Source organism: Proteus sp. Marseille-Q3619, assembly GCF_965283115.1.
The window spans coordinates 1-1029 of sequence record NZ_CBDIMP010000014.1 but is presented as its reverse complement, the minus strand read 5'-3'; the positions used below and the strand labels follow the sequence as shown (position 1 = coordinate 1029).

1 pseudogene is annotated in these 1029 nt (G+C 29.3%); it reads left to right on the top strand.

From position 1 onward, the window contains the following. A pseudogene (locus ACWPWK_RS19050) lies at positions 1 to 1029 on the top strand (hypothetical protein); the annotation flags it as partial.

Here is a 1029-nt window from a genome sequence, read left to right as displayed (position 1 = left end):
TCTTTTATTGATAATGCTCGATTAAATATTAATAAAGCTAAAGAGCAATATGCATTAAAAGAATATAAGGCAATGGTGAAAAATATTGCAAAAGCTGTTGATCCTGGATTTAGAGGATTATTTTGTAATATAAAGCAACTTATTAACTCTTCGACTTCTGTATATAACAGCAAGCCGATGGCATTATATGGTATTAAAGAAAATATAGGGAAAAGCTATGATGTGTTAAATCGTGCTGTTAAAGGTGTAAAAAATAGTACAACACAAGGTGAGGTGATTTATTCGTTGGTTAATTCGCTAAAAGATAAAGAAAATATTACCATTAATCACCATAATGATATTCGAGCCTTCTTCGGTATTAATGCTTTTCAACTACCAAATAATATAGGGGTTAACGCCTTTTTATTAGCTTCTTATGTAAAATCGCACTCTATCACATTATCAAAAAGTGAAGATAATAAGATTACTTTCTCTTTTATTAATAATAATAAGAATCTTTTGGTTGCGGGTTTATCAGCGGGGATTGGTGGATATGAAAAAAGATGGGATTTAGGAAATGTTGACTATGGTTTTGTTACTCCTGTCATGGCAAGTGCTTTATTAGGTGCCACTTATGCTAAAAAATCTAATTTCTCATTTAGCCTTGATATTAATGATATCCCAAATTTTATTAATCAAGGATTAAATCAAAATGAAAATGAATTAATCAATAATTCTACCCTTGAAATTGATCACAATATAAGTCTTTCGTTAGGAACTGAGGTAAGAAGTGAAGCCAGTTTTGATGTCGATGTAATGATTAATCCCAATATGGAACTCACCGTACCCAGAAATGCTATTGGTATAAACTTTATTTTAAATTTATTAAAATTAAATTTAAATATTAATAAATTTATCGACTATGGTAAAACAGATGTGACAAAAAAAACAAAAAGGCTTGATCTCAATTTATTAGAACTTGGTGTTGATATTTATCGTGATTTGAAATTTATGCCTTCTACGAGCAATTCTGATAATGTTATTCAGTGG